General features: G+C 75.1%; 4 protein-coding genes. 1 reads left to right on the forward strand and 3 read right to left on the reverse strand.

What is annotated here, in order from left to right:
* Window positions 1-130 precede the first annotated feature (130 nt).
* A complete protein-coding gene (locus AB0I42_RS12175) occupies window positions 131-1,552 on the reverse strand; it encodes a condensation domain-containing protein (protein ID WP_357536644.1) in 1,422 nt (473 codons plus the stop codon).
* Between the two features lie 258 nt (window positions 1,553-1,810).
* Between AB0I42_RS12175 and AB0I42_RS12180 the strand changes: the two genes are divergently transcribed.
* Window positions 1,811-2,707 carry a bile acid:sodium symporter family protein gene (locus AB0I42_RS12180; RefSeq protein ID WP_357536808.1) on the forward strand — a complete coding sequence of 299 codons (897 nt, stop codon included), beginning with the start codon at window positions 1,811-1,813 and terminating at the stop codon, window positions 2,705-2,707.
* 47 nt (window positions 2,708-2,754) lie between these two features.
* Here AB0I42_RS12180 and AB0I42_RS12185 read toward each other — a convergent pair whose 3' ends face one another.
* Complete coding sequence (locus AB0I42_RS12185; RefSeq protein WP_357536646.1) at window positions 2,755-2,970, reverse strand: MbtH family protein; 216 nt, start codon at window positions 2,968-2,970, stop codon at window positions 2,755-2,757.
* Complete coding sequence (locus AB0I42_RS12190; RefSeq protein ID WP_357536648.1) at window positions 2,967-22,016, reverse strand: amino acid adenylation domain-containing protein; 19,050 nt, start codon at window positions 22,014-22,016, stop codon at window positions 2,967-2,969. Before AB0I42_RS12190 ends, AB0I42_RS12185 begins: the two co-directional genes overlap by 4 nt.
* Window positions 22,017-22,021: the final 5 nt, after the last annotated feature.

Below are 22,021 nucleotides of genomic sequence, written 5' to 3' on the forward strand. Positions count from 1 at the left end.
CCTAATACGCCAGGTGAGGCTTTCCTTAATTCGACTGGCAACGATCATTCCGGTGCGGGCGGAACAGGCCTGGGCGCAATTCCGCGGGGCCACGGATCCGTATTGCCGCGCGATGGTCCGGCCGGTCGGGTCAGGCGGTGACGTGTGGCCGTACCCAGGGTGCCGGCACGTCGTGGAAGGCCGCGTCGACCAGCAGCCGCTCCAGGTCACGCAGGAACCGCTCGGCCTGCTCGGGCGGCAGGTAGGCGGTGTTGGCGGTGAGCGTCAGACCGATGCCGCCCGGCTTGTCGACGACCTCCACCCGGGTCCGGTAGACGAAGCTGTCGTAGCTCTCGCCCCAGGAGAACGACGACCTCGACATCGCGGCACGGACCTCGTCCTCGCCGGTCTCCCGACCGAACACGCTCGCGTCGGTGCTCAGCCGGATGTCGTTGAAATAGCAGTGCGCGCTCTCGCCAGTATTGATCTTGTGACCGGCCGCCTCGTACGCCCGCAGCAGTTCCGCCTGCTCGTAGTAGGCCGAGCGGTACGCCTCGAGCGCCGCCGCCCACACCCGGGGCAGCAGTTTGGCGAAGTCCGGACGGTCGGCCAGGTCGACCACGATCATGCCGAGCTGGTTGAGCTTGGCGATCGCGGTGTCGTAACCGGGCAGCGAACGGTTGTTGACCATCATGAAGATGCCGACGGTGTCCCGGCCGGACCAGCCGGCGTGCACCGCGGCGATCGCCGTCAGCAGCACCGTCGAGGTGGTCACCCCGTGCCGGTTGGCGACCAGCCGTACGGCGGTGTCCGCCGCCGCCGAGACCAGGGTGCCCTGCCGGAACAGCGGGGTCAGCGGTGGCCCCAGCTCCGGCAGCGTCTCCTTGGGCAGCCGGCCGAACCAGTCGACCCAGCGGACGATGGCGCGTTGCGCCCGGCGCCGGTGGCGCTCCTCCTGCTCGCGCCCGGCAATGTCGACCGACTGGAGTCCGGGTGGTGCGGCGATGCTGCCCCGCAGCAGGAGCACCCGCAGGTCGCGCAGCACGATCTCGACGGCGCCGAAGTCGACGGTGGTGTGGCTGAAGACGAGCACGACCTGGCATACCCGGTCGCCGGCGACCACCAGCGCCACCCGCTGCGGCAGTTCCTCGGCGAGGTCGAACGCGGTCGAGGCGAGCCGGGTGGCCAGCGCCTGCGCGGTGGCGGTGCCGTCGTCGTCGGCCGGGCCGGCGTGCACCAGCAGCACCGGCTGCTCGCCGTGGCCCGACACGACCTGGAGCAGTTCCCCGTCGACGGTCCGCAGCCGGGTGCGCAGCGAGCTGTGCCGGCCGACCAGGGCACCGATGACCCGCAGCACGTCCGGCACGCCGGTCCGGGCCCGGCGCGGCACCGGGACCACCCGCGAGATGTTGACCATCGTCCGGTTCGGCGGATACATCTCGAACGCCCGCCACAGCATCCGTTGGCCCCAGGTGAAGGGGGCCGACGGGGATTCCGTCCCGGTGAAGTCGGCGGCTGTCCACTTCTCGGCCACCGGCTCGACCGGCTGGACCGTACCTTCGAGCCCGGACACCCCGCACCTCCGCTGCGCATGATCCACTGTGGCCGATCGTGGGCACCGGCTACCGGCCGGGCCACTTCGACCAGTATCTGTTCCGGGCGGGGCTTCTAACTCCACGGGACAGCGCATTGCTCCGGCCGTTCGGCCGATCCACCGGCCGCCGCCCGCTGTGCGACGGATCAGCCCGGCACCGGGTTTCGCCTGCGGGCGGCCTCGAAATCAGCGGGATAGACGATGCCGGATACGAGCCGCGGCGGGCAGGATCCGGAGATGGACTCCTGGCTCACCACCGTCGGTCTGCCGATCGCGCTCGGCATCGTCATGCTCGGCCTCGGCCTCGGGCTCACCATCGGCGACTTCCGCCGGGTGGCGACCTATCCGAAACTGGTACTGATCGCCCTGGGCTGCCAGATCGTGCTGCTCCCGGCGTTGTGCTTCGGCCTGGTGATCGCGTTCGGCCTGCGGCCGGAGCTCGCGCTCGGCATGATGCTGCTCGCGGCGTCGCCCGGCGGGACCACCGCCAATCTCTACAGCCATCTCTTCGGCGGCCACGTCGCGCTCAACGTGACGCTGACCGCCGTCAACTCGGTGCTCGCCGTCCTCACCCTGCCGGTGGTGGTCAACCTGTCGTCGGGATACTTCCTCGGCGACGGCGCCTCGATCGGGTTGCAGTTCGACAAGGTGGTGCAGGTCTTCGCGATCGTGCTCATTCCGGTGGCGATCGGCATGGCCCTGCGGTCGCGCTTCCCCGACCTGGCCGACCGGCTGGCCCGGCCGGTGAAGATCTTCTCGGTCGTCGTGCTGGTCGCGGTCGTCGTCGGCGCGATCGTCAACGAGCGGGACAACATCGCCGACTACTTCCTCGCGGTGGGGCTGATCGTGCTGGTGTTCAACGTGCTCAGCCTCGCCGTCGGCTACGGCCTGCCCCGGCTGGCCGGGGTCGGCCGGCCGGAGTCGATCGCGGCCGGCATGGAGATCGGCATCCACAACAGCACCCTGGCGATCACCATCGCGGTCAGCCCGGCGCTGTTGAACAGCACGACGATCGCGGTCCCGGCCGCCGTCTACGGCATCGTCATGTTCTTCACCGCCGCCGCCTTCGGCTATCTGATCAATCGGCGCCGCAGCACGGCGGAGACCCAGCCCGACCTCGACCCGACCCGCTGAGCCGGGCGGCCGGGCCGGCCTCTTCGGTGAGGCCGGCCGGCCGGCGGTCAGCCCTCGGACTTCATGGCGTCGATGAGGCTCTGCGGGCGCAGGTCGGTCCAGTTGGCCTCGACGTAGTCGAGCGCCTCCTGTCGGGGCCCGGGACCGAACACCGTGGTCCAACCGGCCGGCACGTCGGCGAACGCCGGCCACAGGCTGTGCTGGTTCTCGGCGTTGACCAGGACCAGGAAGGTGCCGTCGGGGTCGTCGAAGGGGTTGGTCATCGGGCTCTCCTCGGTGGCGGTTCCACGGACTTGACGAGACTATGCAGGATCCGGGTCCAGTCGGCAGCCGTCTCCCGGACGGTTTCCTCGGCCAGCACCGCGCCCGGCCAGGTCCAGGTGGCCGTCAGGTGGGGTCCGTCGGCACGGTCCTCGACCTGGATCGTGACGCCGAGCGCGTACGACTGGGGCATGTCCGGGTCGGCGGCGTACGGCGCGGCGGCGGCCATCTCCGGCGCGAACGACCAGTCCGCGGCCTCCGGCAGGCTGAACCGGCCCAGGTAGTTGACCTGGACGTCGGGGTCGCCGAGGGCGGCCAGGCTGGCGCCGGTCCGGCTGTCGAGGTGCCGGAGCAGGCCGAAGCCGATGCCGTTGCCGGGTACGGCGCGCAGCGTGTCGCGGACCCGGGTCACCGCCGCCCGCAACGTGTCGGCCCGGTCCGGGTCGACGGTGCCGGGGTCGAGGCGCACCGGGTAGACGCTGGTGAACCAGCCGACCGTGCGGGACAGGTCGACCGGGCCGGCGACCGTCGACTCCTCACGCCCGTGTCCTTCGAGGGCGATCCGGACGCTGCCGCCTTCCACTCCGGTGCGGCGGCGGGTCCCGGCGACCGCCGCCGCGACGGTGGCCAGCAGGACGTCGTTGACGGTCGCGTCGAGGGCGGCCGGTAGCCGGGTGAGCAGGGCGGCCGTCTCGGCGGAGGCCAGCGTGGTGTGGACCTCACGACAGGTGGCGGCGGTGTCCCGCGCCGGGTCGAGCGGGCGGCGCAGTGGAAGATCGCTGCCGGCCCGCCGCGCGCCGTCGTCGGGACCGGCCAGCGCGTCCGTCCAGTACGCCAGCTCCGCTTCCCGGGCCGGGTCGGCCGAGGCCCGGACCAGACCGGCCGCCCAGTCGGCGAAGGAGGTGCCGACCGGCGCCGGCCCGCCGCCCGAACGCCCCGGCTCGCCGGCCGCCGCCCACGCGGCGGCCAGGTCCGGCACCAGGATGCGCCAGGACACCCCGTCGACGGCGAGGTGGTGGATCGTCAGCAGCAGCCGGCCCGGTCGCGGTCCGGCGTCGAACCAGACCGCCTGGAGCAGCACGCCGCCGTTTGGGTCCAGCCGGTCGCGGGCGGCCCGGGCCTGTGCGGCGACTTCGGCCCGCAGGCCGTCGTCGTCGAGGCCGGCGGCGTCCACCCGGTGGACCAACGGCCGTACGTCGGTCAGCCCCGGTGGCGGCACCCGCAGCGTCCACGGCCGCCCGTCCGTCCGGTCGAGCCGGGCCCGGAGCAGATCATGGGTGTCCACGAGAGACCGCAGGGCCCGGACGATCCGGTCGTGGTCCGGTTCGGCGGGCGTACGCAGCACCGCCGACTGGTTGAAACCGTCGATCGGGCCGGGCAGCCCACGCAGCCAGTGCATGATCGGCGTCAGCGGGACGGTGGTCTCCCCGACGGTCACGACCGGGGCGAGCGCGGCGACGGTGCGCAGCCGGAACACGTCCCGGGTGCGCAGGGTCAGCCCGGCGCGGCGGGCCCGGGCGACGAGTTCGATCGAGCTGGCGCTGTCGGCCCCGGCGGCGAAGAAGTCGTCGTCGACGCCGATCTCCGGTCGGCCGAGCACGTCGGCGACGAGGTCGCGCAGCGTACGTTCCAGCGGGGTGCGGGCCGCCCGGCCGGCCGACGGCCGGTGGTCGGGGGCGGGCAGCGCGGCCCGGTCGAGCTTGCCGTTGGGCAGCACCGGCAGCCGGGGCAGCACGACGAAGGCGGCCGGCACCATGTACTCCGGCAGCAGCCCGGCCGCGTGTTCCCGCAGCACCGCCGGGTCCGGGTCGGTGCCGGGGGTGGCGACGACGTACGCGACGAGGTGGCGGCCGTGGTCGTCGCGTACGACCACGCTGGCCCGCGACACCGTCGGATGGCCGGTCAGCGCCGCCTCGATCTCGCCGGGCTCGATCCGGTAGCCGCGGATCTTGACCTGGTCGTCGGCCCGGCCGGCGTAGTCGATCTGCCCGTCTGCGGTCCACCTGGCCAGGTCGCCGGTGCGGTACATCCGGGTGCCGGGCGGGCCGAACGGGTCGGCGACGAACCGCTGCGCGGTCAGGTCCGGCCGCCCCAGATAGCCGCGGGCGAGTCCGGCGCCGGCCAGGTACAGCTCGCCGGTGACGCCGGGGGCGACGGGTCGCATGGCCGGGTCGAGCACGTACGCCCGCAGGTTGGCGACCGGCCGGCCGACGACCGGCCGTTCGCTTTCGCCGATCCGGGCGACCAGGGCGTCGACGGTGCACTCCGTCGGGCCGTACAGGTTGAAGCCCGTGGTGCCGGACAACCCGGACAGGGCGGTCCAGAGGTCGGGCGGGACGGCCTCGCCGCCGACGCCGACCACCGCGAGGCCGCAGCGGCCGTCGCGGACCAGGCCGGCGTCGGCCATCGCGGCGAACTGTCCCGGGGTGACCTCGATGAAGTCGAGCCGGGCGGCGGTCACCGCGGCGGCCAGCCGGCCGGGGTCGCGGCGGGTCTCGTCGTCGACCACGTGCACGGCGTGGCCGTCGTAGAGCCACAGCTGCGGCTGCCAGGAGGCGTCGAAGGAGAACGACCAGGCGTGGCCGACCCGCAGATGGCGGCGGCCGGTGGCGGCGACCGCCGGTTGGTGCAGGGTGGCGCGGTGGCTGTGGAAGAGGTTGACGAGGTTGCGGTGGGTGACCACGACGCCCTTGGGGCGGCCGGTGGAGCCGGAGGTGTAGATGACGTATGCCGGGTGGTCCGGCCGCAGCCGGCGGCGGCGGTCGGGGTCGGTGACGGCGGTGGCCGGCTGGCCACGCAGCCGTTCGGCGGTTTCGGCGCTGTCCAGCAGCAGTCTCGGCGGGCCGCCGGCGGGCAGGTCGGCGGCGATCTCGGCGGTGGTGAGCAGCAGCACCGGGCCGGCGTCGGCGAGCATGCCGGCGATCCGGTCGGGCGGCAGGTCGGCGTCGACCGGCAGGTAGCCGGCACCGGCCTTGTGTACGGCGAGGATCGCGGCGACCGTGATCGCCTTGCGGGGCAGGGCCAGCGCGACCAGCCGCTCCGGGCCGGCGCCGTCGGCGACCAGCAGCCGGGCGAGCCGGTTGGTGTAGCGGTCGACCTCGGCGAACGACCAGCCCATGGCATCGGTGTCGGTGCCGACGAGGGCGGTGGCGTCCGGGGTTTCGGCGACCTGGGCGGCGAACAGGTCCGACATGGTGACGGCCGGCACGTCGACGACGGGCCCGTTGCCGGCGGCGAGCACCCGGTCGCGGACCGGTTCGGTGAGCAGGTCGACCGTGCCGGCCGGGCGGTCCGGGTCGGTGGCCAGCGCGGTGAGGGTGCGGGCGAGCGCGTCGGTGATCCGTTCGACGGTCGCCGGGTCGAGCACGTCCGGCCGGTACTCGGCGACCAGCCGCAGCCGGTCGCCGGGCTCGACCGACCAGGTCAGCGGGTAGTGGGTGGCGTCGCGGCCGCCGGCCGGCCGGATGTCGAGCCCGGCCACCGGGCCGGCCGGGCCGTCGGTCACCGGAAAGTTCTCGAAGACCACGAGGCTGTCGAAGAGTTCGCCGGCGCCGGCCGCCCGCTGGATCTCGGCGAGCCCGAGGTGCTGGTGGTCGACCAGCCGGGACTGGGCGGCCCACACCCGGTCCAGCACGTCGCGCAGCGGATCGGCGGGCCGGCAGCGGACCCGGACCGGGATGGTGGTGATGAACAGGCCGATCATCGACTCCATGCCGGGCAGGTCGGCGGGGCGGCCGGAGACGGTGGCGCCGAAGACGACGTCGTCGCGGCTGAGCAGGCGGCTGAGCACGATGCCCCAGGCGGCGTGCACGGCCGTGCCGACGGTCACGCCGGTCCGCCGGGCGAGGGCGGAGAGCGCGGCCGTCACCTCCGTGGGCAGTTCCGTCTCGTGCAGCCGGGGCGCGATCGGCGGGCGGGCCGGGTCGGCGGGCACCAGCCGGGTCGGTTCGGTCACGTCGGCGAGTTCGGTCGCCCACGCCTTGCGGGCGGCGCCGCGGTCCTGGGCGGCGAGCCAGCCGAGGTAGTCGCGGAACGGCACGACCGGGGGCAGTGCGGCCGGGTCGGCGTCGGCGGCGTAGAGGCGGGCGAGTTCGTCGACCAGTGGCGGGCCGGACCAGCCGTCGAGCAGCAGGTGCTGGTGGGTGAGGATCAGCCGGTGCCGGTCCGGTCCGAGGTGGACCAGGGCGAGGCGCAGCAGTGGCGGGGCGGCCGGGTCGAAGCGGGCGGCCTGGGCGTCGAGCAGATCCGGCCAGGACGTGCCGGCACCGTCCTGCTCCGACCAGGGCAGTTCGGCGGTGGCCGGGACGAGCGCGACCGGCCGGCCGGACGACAGGTGCCGGAAGCCGGCGCGCAGGTTGGCGTGCCGGTCCAGCAGGGCCTGTCCGCTGCGGCGCAGCCGGTCGGCGTCGACCGGTCCGGCCAGGTCGAACCAGGTCTGCACGGTGTAGACGTCCGGGCCGTCGGTGTCGAGCGCGGCGTGGAAGAGCAGGCCCGCCTGTAGCGGGGTGAGAGGCAGCACTTCGACCGGTGCCGGGTCGAGCGCGGCGATCTCGGCCGCCTCGGCGGGGTCGAGGACGAGCCCGGTGGACACCGGGGCGGTGCCGGGGGTGGCCGCTGGTTCGGCGTCGCGGGCCACGGCGGCCAGGCCGGCCGGGGTACGCGCGGTGAAGACCGCCGCCGGCCGGATGGTGAGTCCTTCCCGGCGGGCGCGGCCGACGAGTTGGATCGCCACGATGCTGTCGCCGCCGAGGGCGAAGAAGTCGTCGTCGGCGCCGACGGCGGGCAGGTGGAGCAGGTCGGCGACGAGCCGGCAGAGCAGTTCCTCGCGGGCGGTCGCCGGGGCCCGGCCGCCGGTCGCCGCGCCGAAGTCCGGTGCCGGCAGCGCCCTGCGGTCCAGCTTGCCGTTCGGGGTCAGCGGCAGCGGGCCGGGCAGCACCACCACCGCGGCCGGGACCATGTATTCCGGCAGCCGCGCCGCGACGTGGTCGCGCAGGGCGGCCGGGTCGGGGGCGGCGGTGCCGGCCGGTACGACGTACGCGGCGAGCCGGGTCACCGGACCCGACCGGTCGGCGACGACGGCGGCCTGCGCCACGTCGGGGTGGCCGGCGAGGGCCGCCTCGATCTCGCCGAGTTCGATCCGGAAGCCACGGATCTTCACCTGGTCGTCGGTGCGGCCGAGGAAGTCGAGGTTGCCGTCGGTCCGCCAGCGGGCCCGGTCGCCGGTGCGGTACATGCGGGCGCCGGCCGGGCCGTACGGGTCGGCGACGAACCGCTGTGCGGTCAGCCCGTGCTGGCCGAGGTAGCCGGTGGCGAGGCCCCGGCCGGCGACGTACAACTCGCCGACGACGCCGGAGGGGACCGGGCGCAGGTAGGGGTCGAGGACGTACACCCGGGTGTTGGGGTCGGGGCGGCCGATGGGGACGGCGGCGGCCCAGCCCGGTTCGGCGGCCCACAGGGTCGAGTTGACGGTCGCCTCGGTCAGACCGTACGCGCCGAAGACCCGCTGCCGGCGGGTGAGCCGGCGGACCAGGTCCGGCGGCACGGTCTCGGTGCCGACCAGCACCACCCCGCCGTCGGGCAGCTCGCACTCCTCGGGCAGGGCGGACAGCAACGACGGCGGCAGGATCATGTGGGTGACCGCGTGGGCGGCCAGGAAGTCGGTCAGGGCGTGGTCGGCGACCCGGGCCTCGTCGGAGATCAGCACCAGCCGGCCGCCGACGCACAGCGACATGACCAGGTCGAAGACGGTGACGTCGAAGCCGACGGAGGCGAACTGGAGGACCCGGCTGTCGGCGCCGACGCCCATCCGGTCGACGGCGGTCGCGGCGAGGCTGGCGATGCCCTCGTGGCTGACCACGACACCTTTCGGGCGGCCGGTGGAGCCGGAGGTGTAGATGACGTAGGCGGCGTGGTCGAGGCCGGCCGGTGGTCGTGCCTCGGTGACCGGGCCGCCGTCGAGGCCGGCGAGTTCGGCGGCGGTCGCGGGGTCGTCCAGCACGATCCGGTGTACGGCCGCGTCCGGCAGCGACGCGTCCATGGTGGACAGCACGGTCCGGGCGCCGCTGTCGGTCAGCATGTAGGCCAGCCGGTCGGCCGGGTGGGTCAGGTCGAGGGGCAGGTAGGCGGCGCCGAGCTTGAGCGTGCCCAGGATCGCCGCGACCATCGGGGCCGACCGGGGCACGGCGAGCCCGACGACGTCCCCGGCCCGTACGCCGTCGCGCAGCAGCAGCCGGGCGATCCGGTTCGCGGCGGCGTCGAGTCCGGCGTACGTCAGCTCGCCGGCCGCGTCGACCACGGCGACCGCGTCAGGGTGTTCGGCGACCCGGGCGGCGAACAGGTCCGGCAGGGTGGCCTCGGCGACGGGCCGGCCGGTGGCGTTGAGGTCGTGCAGGACGTGCCGCCGCTCGGCGTCGTCGAGCAGGTCGGCGGTGTGCAGCGGGGCGGCCGGGTCGGCGGCGACCGCGTCGACCAGCCGGGCCAGCCGGCGGCCGATCGCCTCGACGGTGGCGGGCTCGAAGACGTCGGCCCGGTAGCCGAGGGTCACGCTGAGGGATTCGCCGTCGGCCTGCTCGACGAAGCTGAAGACCAGGTCGAACCGGGCGGTGCCGGTGGCGTACGGCTCCGGGGTGGCGGTCAGGCCGGGCAGGTCGAGCCGGTCGTCGCCGCGGTTGCGGTGCACGACCATGACCTGGAAGAGCGGGTTGTCGCCGGCCGCGCGTTCGGGGTTGAGGTCGCGGACGACGGCCTCGAACGGCACGTCCTGGTTGGCGAACGCGGCGAGGTCGGCGGCCCGGACCCGGGTGAGCAGTTCGGTGAAGCCGGGGTCGCCGCCGACGTCGGTGCGCAGCACCAGCGTGTTGACGAAGAAGCCGACCAGGTCGTCGAGGGCTTCGTCGGTGCGGCCGGCGATGGGGGCGCCGAGCGGGATGTCGGTGCCGGCGCCGAGCCGGTGCAGCAGGGCGGCGACCAGGGCGTGCCCGACCATGAACATGCTGGCGCCGGTCTGCTGGGCGAGGCGGCGCAGGACCCGTACGGCGGCCGGATCCAGCTCGACGGACGTCTCGCCGCCGGCGGCGCCGGTGGTGTCCGGGGTGGGGGTGCGGTCGGCGGGCAGTTCGAGCCGTTGCGGGGCGCCGGCCAGCGTCTCCCGCCAGAAGGCGAGCTGGCGGGCGGCGCGGCTGGCCGGGTCGGCCGGGTCGCCGAGCAGTTCCCGTTGCCACAGGGTGTAGTCGGCGTACTGCACCGGCAGCGGCGGCCGGTCCGGTGCGGTCCCGCCGAGCCGGGCCGCGTACGCCACGCCGAGGTCGCGCAGGAACGGCCCGTCCGACCACTCGTCGGTGGTGACGTGGTGCAGCAGGATCACCACCACGTGCTCGTCGGGGGCGAGCCGGGCGATGGTGAGCCGGACCGGCAGTTCGGTGGCGAGGTCGAACGGCCGGGACGCGGCGGCCCTGACCACCGTGGGCAGTTCGGCGGCGGTGACGTCGCGCAGGTCGACGGCGGGTACCGCGTCGGCGGTCGGGACGACGCGCTGCACCGGGCGGCCGTCGTGGGTGACGACGAGGGTCCGCAGCGCCTCGTGCCGCGCCACCACGTCCCGCACGGCGGCGGTGAACGCGTCGGTGTCCAGGGTGCCGCGCAGCCGGGCGACCAGCGGGAAGTTGTACGCCGCGGAGTCCGGGTCGAGCTGGTGCAGCACCCACAGCCGCTGCTGGGCGTACGACGCCGGTAGCGGGTCGGGGCGGGGTGCCGGTTCCAGGGCCGGCCGGTCGCCGCCGGGGTCCGGGGCGACGCGGGCGCACAGTTCGGCGACGGTCGGCGCCTCGAACAGGTCGCGGATCGACAGGTCGGCGCCGAGGACGCCACGGGCCCGGCCGACCAGCCGGGTGGCGAGCAGCGAGTGGCCGCCGAGGTCGAAGAAGTTGTCCCGTACGCCGACCGCCGGCAGGCCGAGCACGTCGGCGAAGAGTTCGCACAGGGCCCGTTCGCGGTCGTTGGCCGGCGCCTGGTCGGGGGTGGCCGTCGGGGCGGGGTCGGCGTCCGGCAGCGCCCGGGTGTTGAGCTTGCCGTTGACGGTCAGTGGCAGGTCGGCGAGCAGCACCAGGGCGGCCGGGACCATGTAGTCGGGCAGTCCGCGCTTGAGATGGTCGCGCAGTCGGGTGGTGAGGGCCGCGGTGCCCCGGGCGGCGGCGGGCCGGTTGGCGCAGTCGGCGGGGGTGGCGGCGGCCCGCAGCGGCCGGCACAGCCCGGCCGGCGGCTCCTCGTCCGGCGGGGTCAGCACCAGGTCGAGGCTGCCGTCGTGGGCCGGTGACCAGGTGACCAGCGCCCGGTAGCCGAGCCGTTCCCCGAGTTCGCGCAACGCCTCCGGCTCCACCCCGTCCGCACCGTCCACATCGGATGGCTGGTCGTCGAGGGCACGGACGGTCGCGAGTTCACCGGCGAGGCGGGCGTTGGGCACCCGCTCGACGCGTACCCGTTCGGGCCGGGCCGATTCCAGGTACGCGCCGAGCCCGGCGAGGTCGCCGTCGAAGCGTCGTACCGGCAGGTCGGCCGCGGGTGGCGTGGTGCCGGATGCCGCCCGCAGCACCACGTCGTAGCGGTGCCGGGTCAGCTCGTTGTGGTGCCGCCCCCGTTTGGTGAGCACGGTGCCGGCCACGCCCGGAAGGACCGCGAACAGGTCGGGGTCGACCAGCAGTTCCTTCTCCATCAGCACGCCGCGCTCGACGGCGCGCCGCAGCCGGTCGGGATCGGGGTCGGCGCCGGACCGGGCCGCCTGCACGGCGGCGTGGAAGGTACGGGCCAGCCGCAGGTTGCGTACGTCGCCGACGAAGACGGCACCGCCGGGCACCACCAGGTCCAGCGCGCCGGTCAGCACCTGGACCAGGTATTCGACGCTCGGGAAGTACTGGACCACCGAGTTGATCACGATGGTGTCGAAGTGGTCGCGGGGCAGCCCGGACAGGTCGTCGGCGCGCCGGTGCCGCAGCTCGACCCGGCCGGCGAGATCCGGTACGCCGGCCACGTCGACCCGCAGCTTGTCGATGACGGGTGCGGCGAAGTCGGTGCCCCAGTACGACTCGCAGTCCGGGGCGAGCCGGGTCAGCAGCAGCCCGGTGCCGCAGCCGATCTCCAACACCCGGCGCGGTCGCAGTTCGCGGATCCGGGCGACGGTCGTGTCCCGCCACTCGCGCATGTCGGCGAGCGGGATCGGGCGGCCGTCGTAGCTGGAGTCCCAGCCGGCGAACTCCTCGGTCCCGACGGCGGTGCCGACCTCGGCGTACTCGTCGTGGTAGATCTGGTGCCACTCGGCGATCTGTTCGTCCTCGTCACCGGCGGCGACGCCGTCGGCCGGCACGACGTAGCCGACCAGGCGGCGGCCGGTGCCGGTGTCGCGGGCGACGACGGCGGCCCGGGCGACGTCGGGGTGCTCGGTGAGCACCGATTCGATCTCGCCCAGTTCCACCCGGTACCCACGGATCTTCACCTGGTCGTCGGTGCGGCCGAGGAAGTCGAGGTTGCCGTCCGGGCGGCGGCGGACCAGGTCACCGGTGCGGTAGAGCCGCTCCCCCGGCGCCCCGAACGGGTCGGCGACGAACCGGTGCGCGGTCAGGCCGGGGCTGCCGAGATAGCCACGGGCCAGGCCGGCGCCGCCGATGTAGAGCTCACCGGCGCAGCCGTCCGGCACCGGGCGCAGCCACGGGTCGAGCAGGTGGGCCCGGGTGTTCCAGATCTCCCGGCCGACGGTCGGGGTGGCGCTGTCGAGGGTGCCGCCGCCGAGGGTGTTGATGGTGTATTCGGTCGGACCGTAGAGGTTGTAGCCGAGCGTGCCGTCGGTGTCCCGCAGCCGGTTCCAGACCTGGTCGGAGACGGCCTCGCCGCCGAGCAGCACCAGCACCGGCCGGTGCCGGCCGGCCGCCTCGTCGCCCGCCAGCAGCCCTTGCGCGATCAGGTGGTCGGCGTACGTCGGGGTCACGTTGACGACGTCGATGCGGTGCCGGTCGCAGTACGCCACCAGCGCCTCGGCGTCGCGGCGCAGTTCCTCGTCGCAGACGTGCACCTCGTGGCCCTCGACCAGCCAGAGCAGTTCCTCCCACGACATGTCGAAGGCGAACGAGACGGTGTGCGCGATCCGCAGCCGCCGGCCGGCGGCCTCGACGACCGGGCCGAAGATCGCCTCCTGGTGGTTGAGCTGCATGTTCGTCAGCCCCCGGTACGGGGTGACGACGCCCTTGGGCCGGCCGGTCGAGCCGGACGTGTAGATGACGTACGCGGGGTGTTCGAGCCGTTCGGGGCGGGTGCGGGCGAAGGCCGGGTGCTCGGCTGGTTCGGCCGGGGTCGCGGCGAGTTCGGCGACGGTCTCCGGGGCGTCGAGCCGCAGCAGGTCACGGTCGGGCAGCCGGGCGGCGACGGCCTTCGTGGTCAGCACACAGACCGGCCCGGCGTCGTCGATCATGTGGGCCAGCCGGTCGGCGGGGTGGTCCAGTTCCAGCGGGAGGTAGGCGGCCCCGGTGCGCAGCACCGCGAACAGCGCGGCCACCATGTCCGCCGAGCGGGGCAGGGCCAGCGCCACCACCTTCTCCGGGCCGGCGCCCCTGGTCATCAGCAGGCGGGCGATCCGGTTCACCCGGGCGTCCAGTTCGGCGTACGTCCACCGTCGTGCCCCGAACACCAGTGCGGTCTCGTCCGGCGTACGGCGGGCCTGCGCGCCGAGCAGGTCGGCGATCGTGTCGCCGGGCAGCGGCCGTACGGTCGCCCCGGCGCGGGCGGCCAGCGCGGCGCGTTCGGCCGGCGGCAGCACGTCGAGCCGGCCGACCGGGGTGGCCGGTGCGGCGGCCAGCCGGGAGAGGACGGTGACGAACCGGTCGAGCAGGCCGGTGGCCGTCGGTGCCCCGACCGTGTCGGCCCGGTACGCCAGCGTCGCCCGCAGCCGCTGTCCGGGTGCGACGACCAGGGTGAGCGGGTAGTGGGTGGCGTCGACGCTGCCGGCCTCGGTGACGCCGTACCGGTCGCGGAGCCGCGTGATCTCGTCGTCGCCGCCGACCTGCTGCAGGGCGAAGAGGGTGTCGAAGAGCTGGGTGTGGCCGCTCTCCCGCTGCACCTCGCCGAGGCCGAGGTATTCGTGCGGCATCAGCGCGGCCCGTTCGGCCTGCATCCGGCGCAGCAGGTCACCGACGGGTTCGGCCGCGTCGAGGGCGACCCGGACCGGAACGGTGTTGAGGAACAGGCCGATGGTGTCGTCGACGTACGGAATCTGCGCGGGCCGGCCGGCGACGGTGGTGCCGAAGACGACGTCGGTACGGCCGACCGCGGTGGAGAGCACGAGTGCCCAGGCGGCGTTGAGCAGGGTGTTGAGGGTGACGCCGTGGTCGCGGGCGGCGGCGCGCAGCCGGTCGGTCGCCGCCGTGGACAGCTCGACGCTGCGGCGGCGCGGCAGCACCGGGCGGCGGGCCTTCTCGGCCGGGGCGACCAGGGTCGGTTCGGCCAGCCCGTCGAAGGCGGCCCGCCAGGCGGTGGCCGCCGCGTCGCGGTCCTGGCCGGCGAGCCAGTCCAGGTAGGAGCGGTAGGAGCCGGCGGGCGGCAGGTCGCGGTCGTCGCCGTCGGCGGCGTAGAGGGCGAGGAGCTGGTCGAGGACGATCCGGGCCGACCAGCCGTCCCAGAGCAGCACGTGGTGGGTGATGACGAGCCGGTCGGTGTCGCCGAGCCGGATCAGCAGCAGCCGGAAGAGCGGTGGCCGGGCCAGGTCGAAGCGGCGGGTCCGGTCGGCGGTCAGCAGCCGGTCGAGTTCCGCCGCCCGCGCGTCCTCGTCCATCGTGGACAGGTCGGCGGTGGTCAGCGCCGGTGGCGGGTCGGCGGTGACGAACTGCACCGGGGCGGGCAGCCCGTCGCCGGTGAACCCGGCCCGCAGGCCGGGGTTGCGGGCCAGCAGCGTACGGCAGGCACGGGCCAGCCGGTCGGCGTCCATCGGCCGGGCCACGTCGAAGGCGACCTGGGCGGTGTAGACGTCGAGTTCGCCGCTGTCGTAGCTGGCGTGGAAGTACAGCCCCTCCTGGAGCGGCGACAGCGGCCACACCTCCTCGACCGGCCACGGACTGCGCTCCCGTACCAGTTCCAGGTCGGCGGGTGCCAGCACCTCGACGGCCGGGGCGCCGTCCGGCCCGGCGCCGGTCCCGGCCGACGGGACGGCGTACGCGGCCAGTTCGGCGGGGGTGCGCAGGGTGAAGACGTCGCGCGGGCTGACCGGCAGGTCACGGGCGTGCGCCCGGCTGGACACCGCGATCGAGCGGATGCTGTCGCCGCCGAGGGCGAAGAAGTCGTCGTCGGCGCTGACGCCGGGCAGGTCGAGCACGGCCGCGAAGATGTCGCAGAAGAGCCGCTCGCCGTCGGTCGCCGGGGCGCGGGAGGCGGCCCGGTCCGGTTGCGGGTCGGGCAGCGCGGCCACGTCGAGCTTGCCGCTGGCGGTGCGGGGCAGGGCGTCGACGGCGACCACGACCGCCGGCACCAGCGGGCCGGGCAGGGTCGCGGCGAGGTCGGCCCGCAGCGCGTCGGGGTCGACGTCGGCGCCGGGGCGGGCGACGACGTACCCGACCAGGCGGGTGGCGCCGCCGGGACCGGGCCGTACGGCGACGGCCGCCGCCGCGACCCCGGGCCGGCCGGCGAGGTGGGCCTCCACCTCGCCCGGCTCGATGCGGTGGCCGCGTACCTTGACCTGCCGGTCGGTGCGGCCGAGGTACTCCAGCACCCCGTCCTCGGCGTACCGGACCAGGTCACCGGTCCGGTACATGCGCTCCCCCGCCGGCCCGTACGGGTCGGCGACGAACCGGTCGGCGGTCAGTGCCGGCCGGCGGTGGTAGCCCCGGGCGAGTTGGGCGCCGGCGACGTACAACTCGCCGGGTACGCCGGGCGGGACCGGGCGCAGGGCGCCGTCGAGGACGTAGAGGCGGGTGTCGGCGACCGGTCGTCCGATCGGCACGGTCGGGCCGGCCGGACCGGTGTCGGCGGGGTGCCAGGTGACCTGGATGGCGGTCTCGGTCGGGCCGTAGACGTTGTGGACCGGTGTCCCGGTCAGCTCCCGCCAGCGGGCGGCGGTCGCGGCCGGCAGCGCGTCGCCGCCGGCCAGCACCCGGGTGAGGCTGGCGACCGAGGTGCCGGTGCCGGTGTCGGCGACGGCGAGGGCGTCGGCGAAGGCGGTGAGCACCGACGAGACGGTCACCAGCGTGGTCGCCCGGTGCCGGTGGATCACCTCGGCCAGGTGGGCCGGGTCGCCGGTGCCGTCCGGGCGGGTCAGCACGATGGCGGCGCCGGCGGTCAGTGGCCAGAAGATCTCCAGGGCGGCGGGGTCGAAGGTGGCCGACAGTTGGTGCAGCACCCGGTCGTCGGCGGTGAGCCGGAACCGGTCCTGGACCCAGGTGAGCTGGCTGGTGATCGCGGCGTGCGGGACGACGACGCCCTTGGGCCGGCCGGTGGAGCCGGAGGTGAAGAGCAGGTAGGCGGGCTGGTCCGGGCGCGGCCGGGTGGCCGGGGCCGGTTCGGGCGCCGCCGGGCCGTCGACCGGGAGCAGGTCGAGCCCGGCCGGCAGTGCGGCCCGTGCCGCCGGCACCGTCACGACGGTGCGTACGCCCGCGTCGGCGAGCAGGTCGGCCAGCCGGTCGGCGGGCTGGTCGGCGTCGAGCGGCAGGTAGGCGGCGCCGGCCTTGAGCACGCCGAGCAGCCCGACGACGAGTTCGACCGATCGGGGTACGGCGACGGCGACGAACCGTTCCGGGCCGGCACCGGCGGCGACCAGGCGGGCGGCCAGTGCGGCGGCCCGTTCGTCGAGCTGCCGGTACGTCACCGTGGCGTCGCCGGCGATGATCGCCGGCGCGTGCGGGGTGCGGGCGACCTGCGTCTCGATCGCGTCGAGCAGGGTCGCCGGGCCGCCCGCGCGGTGCGGGCCGGCGAGCAGGGCGAGGGTGTGGTCGCGTTCGGCGTCGGTGAGCAGGCCGAGCCGCCCGCACGGCAGGTGCGGGTCGGTGGCGATCTGTTCGAGCAGCCGGCCGAGCCGGTCGGCGATCCGCCGCGCGGTGGGTGCGTCGACCCTGGACAGGTCGTGCTTGAAGCGCAGGTCGAGCCGGTCGCCGGGCAGGGCGATCAGGGCGAGTGGATAGTGGCCGACGTCGCGGTAGTCGAGGCCGGCGACCCCGATGGTGCCGGACGGGTCGCGCAGCCCGTCCTGTTCCGGATAGTTCTCCAGCACCACGAGGGTGTCGAAGAGTTCGTCGAGGCCGGTGAGGCGGTGCAGTTCGGCGAGGCCGAGGTGCTGGTGGTCGAGCAGGTCGGACTGTTCGGCGTGCAGGCCGGCGAGTACGTCGAGCAGCGACCGGTCGGGGTGCCAGCGCAGCCGTACCGGCAGGGTGTTGATGAACAGGCCGACGATGTCGGCGATCCCGTCGACGTCGGCGGCCCGGCCGGAGACGGTGGTGCCGAAGAGCACGTCGCGGCGGCCGGTGAGCTGGCCGAGGAGCAGCCCCCAGGCGCCCTGGAGCACGGCGCCGAGGGTGAGGCCGTACTCGCGGGCCCGGGCGGTCAGCGCGGCGGTGACCGGCTCGGGCAGGGTGATCCGCAGTTCGGCGTTGCGGGCCGGCAGTGGTCGTGCCGGCACTGGCACCAGCCGGGTCGGCTCGTCCACTCCGGACAGTGCCGCGGCCCAGGCGGTCCGGGCGGCGTCCCGGTCCTGCCGGCCGAGCCAGCCGAGGTAGGTCCGGTACGGGGTGACGGCCGGCAGCGGGGCGGCGGCCGGGCCGTAGCCGGCGAGCAGGTCGCGCAGCAGCACCGAGACCGACCAGCCGTCGGCGACGATGTGCGGGAACTGCAGGACCAGCCAGTGCCGGTCCGGGGACCGGCGGACCAGCAGGGCACGCAGCAGCGGTGCCCGGCCGAGGTCGAACGGCCGGCCGCGTTCGGCGTCGGCCTCGGCGGTCAGCCGGTCCCGCTGCGCGTCGGCGTCGAGCCCCGACAGGTCGACGGCCCGCCAGGGCAGCTCGACACCGGCCATGACGGCCTGGACGAGGTCGCCGTGCGGGCCGGTGCGGAAGGCGGCCCGCAGCGGGGCGTGCCGGTCCAGCACCGACCGCGTCGCGGCGCGTAGCGCGTCGGCGTCCAGCGGCCCGGTCAGGTCGACGACGAGCTGCACCACGTACGCGTCGGTGCCGACCCCGTCGAGCAGGGCGTGGAAGTAGAACCCCTCCTGCAACGGGGTGACCGGCAGGACCTCGACCAGGCCCGGCAGTTCGGCGGCGAGCTGGGCGGCGGTGGCCGCGTCCACCGTGACCGGCGCCGGGTCGGTCACCGGGTCGGCCACCGGCACGGCGTCCGGGGCCAGCGCGGCGACGGTACGCCGGACGAAGACCTGGCGCAGGGTGATCGCGAGTCCGGCCTGCCGGGCCCTGATCACCAGTTGGATCGCGACGATGCTGTCGCCGCCGAGGGCGAAGAAGTCGTCGTCGATGCCGACCGAGGGCAGGTCGAGCACCTCGGCGTAGAGGGTGCAGAGCAGTTCCTCGCGGGCGCCGCGCGGACGTACGCCGGTGCTGAGCGCGCCGAGGTCGGGCGCCGGCAGCGCGGCCCGGTCGACCTTGCCGCTGCCGGTGACCGGGATGCGGTGCAGGGCGACGAAGGCCGCCGGCACCATGTGCTCGGGCAGCCAGGTGCGGGCCTGCTCACGCAGCCGGCGCAGCAGGGCGGTCACGTCGCGGAAGGCGACCGGCCGGTTCGCCAGTTCGGCGAGCGGCCGCCCGGTGCCGCCGGGCCGGTAGGCGGGTGCCGGGGGCCGGTCGGCTCCGGTGGTGGCGGCGCCGTCCGGCGCTCGACCGGTGCGGAAGACCGCCTCCAGGTGGCCGTCGGTGCCGTCCGGCGCCCAGGTGACCGCGACCGTGTAGCCGTGCCGGGTGGCGAGGTCGTGCAGCGCCTCCGGGTCGACCGGGTCGGGCGTCTCCCCCGCCACGTCCGGCGCCAGTTGCCGGTGTGCCGCCAGGTCGGCGACCAGGCGGGCGTTCGGCAGCCCGGTCACCCGCAGCTCGGCCGGGCGTTCGCCGGCCAGCACCGCACCGATGGCGTCCAGGGTGGACAGTTCCGTACCCCGGACCCGGGCCGGTGCGGCCGCCACCGGCGCCCCGGCGGCCGCGCCGTCCGGGCGGCGGTGCAGGACCACGTCGTAGCGGTAGCGGCTCAGCTCGTTGTGGTCGGTGCCGCGCCTGACCCACAGGTCGACGCCGGCGACGTCCGGCAGCCCGGCGGCCAGGGTCGGGAAGAAGTCCGGGTCGAGCAGCAGTTCGCCCTCCCAGGCGAGGTCCTGCTCGACGCCGGTGCGGGCCGCCGCGACGTCCAGCGGCCGCCGTCCGGCGGTGTGCCGGCCGACCTGTACGGCGGCCCGCAGCACCGGCAGCAGCCGCAGGTTGCGTACGTCCCCGACGAAGACCCGCCCGCCGGGGACGACCAGTTCGACGGCGCGCCGCAGCACGTCGGCGAGGTAGCCGGCGTCCGGGAAGTACTGGACGACCGAGTTGACCACCACGGTGTCGAAGAAGCCGGCCGGCAGCCCGTCGAACCGGTGTGCCGGCCGGGCCCGCAGGGTGACCCGCCCGGCCAGGTCCGGGTTGCCCGCGACGTGGCCGCGCAGCGTCTCGATCGCCTGCTCGGACAGGTCGGTACCCCAGTACGCCTCGCTGTGCGGGGCGAGCCTGGACAGGATCAGACCGCTGCCGACCCCGATCTCCAGGATCCGTCGGGGCCGCAGCGCCCCGATCCGGGCGACGGTGGCGTCCCGCCAGGCCCGCATCTCGGGCAGCGGGATCGGCTGGCCGTCGTACGTGCTGTTCCAGCCGGTGAAGTTGTCGGCGGCGGGTTCGGCGGTGCCGGCCCGGTAGAGCAGCTCGTGCAGCTCCTTCCACTGCGCGACCTGCCCGTCACCCCGTCCGGCGGCACCGTCGGCCGCGGCGGTTCTCCCCCCGGTCGCCGGTACGACGTACGCGACCAGCCGCCGGTCGCCGGGCCGGTCCTCGCGTACGGTCGCGACGACCTGGGCCACCTCGGGGTCGCCGGCGATCGCCGACTCGACCTCGCCCAACTCGATCCGGTATCCGCGGATCTTCACCTGGTCGTCGGCCCGGCCGACGAAGTCGAGCTGACCGTCGGCCCGCCACCGCACCAGGTCACCGGTGCGGTAGAGGCGTTCCCCGGCCGGCCCGTACGGGTCGGCGACGAACCGCTGCGCGGTCAGCCCGGCCCGGTTCAGGTAGCCGCGGGCGAGGCCGGGGCCACCGAGGTACAGCTCGCCGATGACGCCGACCGGCACCGGGCGCAGCGTGTCGTCGAGGACGTAGGCGCGGGTGCCGGGGTCGGGGCGGCCGATCGGCACCGAGGAGCCGGTCGGCAGGTCGGGGTCGCAGCGGCCCAGGGTCGAGTTGACGGTCGCCTCGGTCGGCCCGTACGCGTTGTACATCTTCAGCCGGCGGGCGTAGCGGGCGACGAGTTCGGACGAGACCCGTTCGGTGCCGGCGAGCAGGGTGGCGCCCTCGGGCAGTTCGGCGTCGGCGGGCAGGACGGCGAGCAGGGCCGGCGGCAGGATCATGAAGGTGGCGCCGTGGTCGCGGGCGTACCCGGCGAGGGCGTCGGTCGGCACCCGCCGGTCGGCGGGGACCAGCACCATCCGGCCGCCGGACAGCAGGGCCAGGCACAGGTCCCAGAACGCGACGTCGAAGCTCGGTGAGGCGAACTGGAGGACGCGGCTGTGCGGGCCGATGCCGAACCGCTCGGTCTGGGTGGCGATGAGCTTGGCGACCCCGGTGTGCGACAGCACGACGCCCTTCGGGTGGCCGGTGGAGCCGGAGGTGTAGATGACGTACGCGGCACCGTGGACGGTCAGCGGGGCGGACCGGTCGGCGTCGGTCGGGTCGGTGACCGGCTGCCCGGTCAGGTCCGCGGCGAGGTCCGGGGTGTCGAGCAGCAACCGGTCGGTGCCGGCGCGGTGTGGTATCCGGTCGGTGAGGTCGGTGGTGGTGAGCAGGCAGACGGGTGCGGCGTCGGCCAGCATGTAGGCGATCCGGTCGGCCGGGTAGTCGACGTCGAGCGGCAGGTAGGCGGCACCGGCCTTGAGGACGGCCAGTTCGGCGACGATCAGGTCCACCGACCGGGGCAGGGCGAGCGCGACCAGCCGCTCCGGGCCGGCGCCGGCGGCGATCAGCAGGTGGGCGAGCCGGTTGGCGCGCTCGTTGAGCTGCCGGTACGTCAGCTCGGTTTCCTCCAGCACGAGTGCGATCGCGTCGGGGGTGCGCCGTACCCGGGTCTGGAAGAGGTCGGGGACGGTGCCGGGCGGCACCGCGCAGGCGGTGTCGTTCCAGCCGACCAGGATCCGGTGCCGTTCGGCGGGGGTGAGCAGGTCCAGTTCGGCGACGGGCCGGTCGGGCCGCCGCGCCCCGTCGGTGAGGAGGTTGTCGAGGTGGTCGAGCAGGCGTGCGGCCGCCGCCGGGGCCAGCCGGCCGGTGGCGGAGCGCAGGTCGAGTTCGACGGCGTCGGCGCCGGTGGTGGTGGCGCCGAGCCACAGATCGAGGCGGTCGTCGGGGACGGCGCCGTACCCGACGTTGTAGGGCGCGGCGGTGGCCGGGTCGACGATCGTGTCCAGCGGCAGGGTGTGGGCCGCCGCCGCGGCCCGGGTGGCGGCGACCCGCCCGGCGAGTTCGGCGAGCCCCGGCGCGCCGGCGAGGTCCAGGCGCAGCGGTAGTTCGGCGCCGATCAGCAGGTCGGTTCCGCCGGTGTAGCGGTGCAGCAGGGCGGCGAGCCCGGCGAGTACGACGTCGTCGGTGCCGGTCCCGGTGCGGCGGGCGAGGTCGGCCAGCGGGCCGGCGGGCAGCGTACGGCGGTGCCCGATCCGCGGCCGGGAGCCGGTGCGGGGGGCGGGGACCTGCGGCGTACGGGTGCCGTCCACCGGGAGCGGGATCTCCGGGGCGGCCCCGGCGAGCCGGTCCCGCCAGTACCGCAGGGCGGACTCCACAGTGGTCGTTTCGCTGGCGGACAAGAAGG

It is taken from the genome of Polymorphospora sp. NPDC050346 (assembly GCF_040655695.1).
GTDB classification, from domain to species: domain Bacteria; phylum Actinomycetota; class Actinomycetes; order Mycobacteriales; family Micromonosporaceae; genus Polymorphospora; species Polymorphospora lycopeni.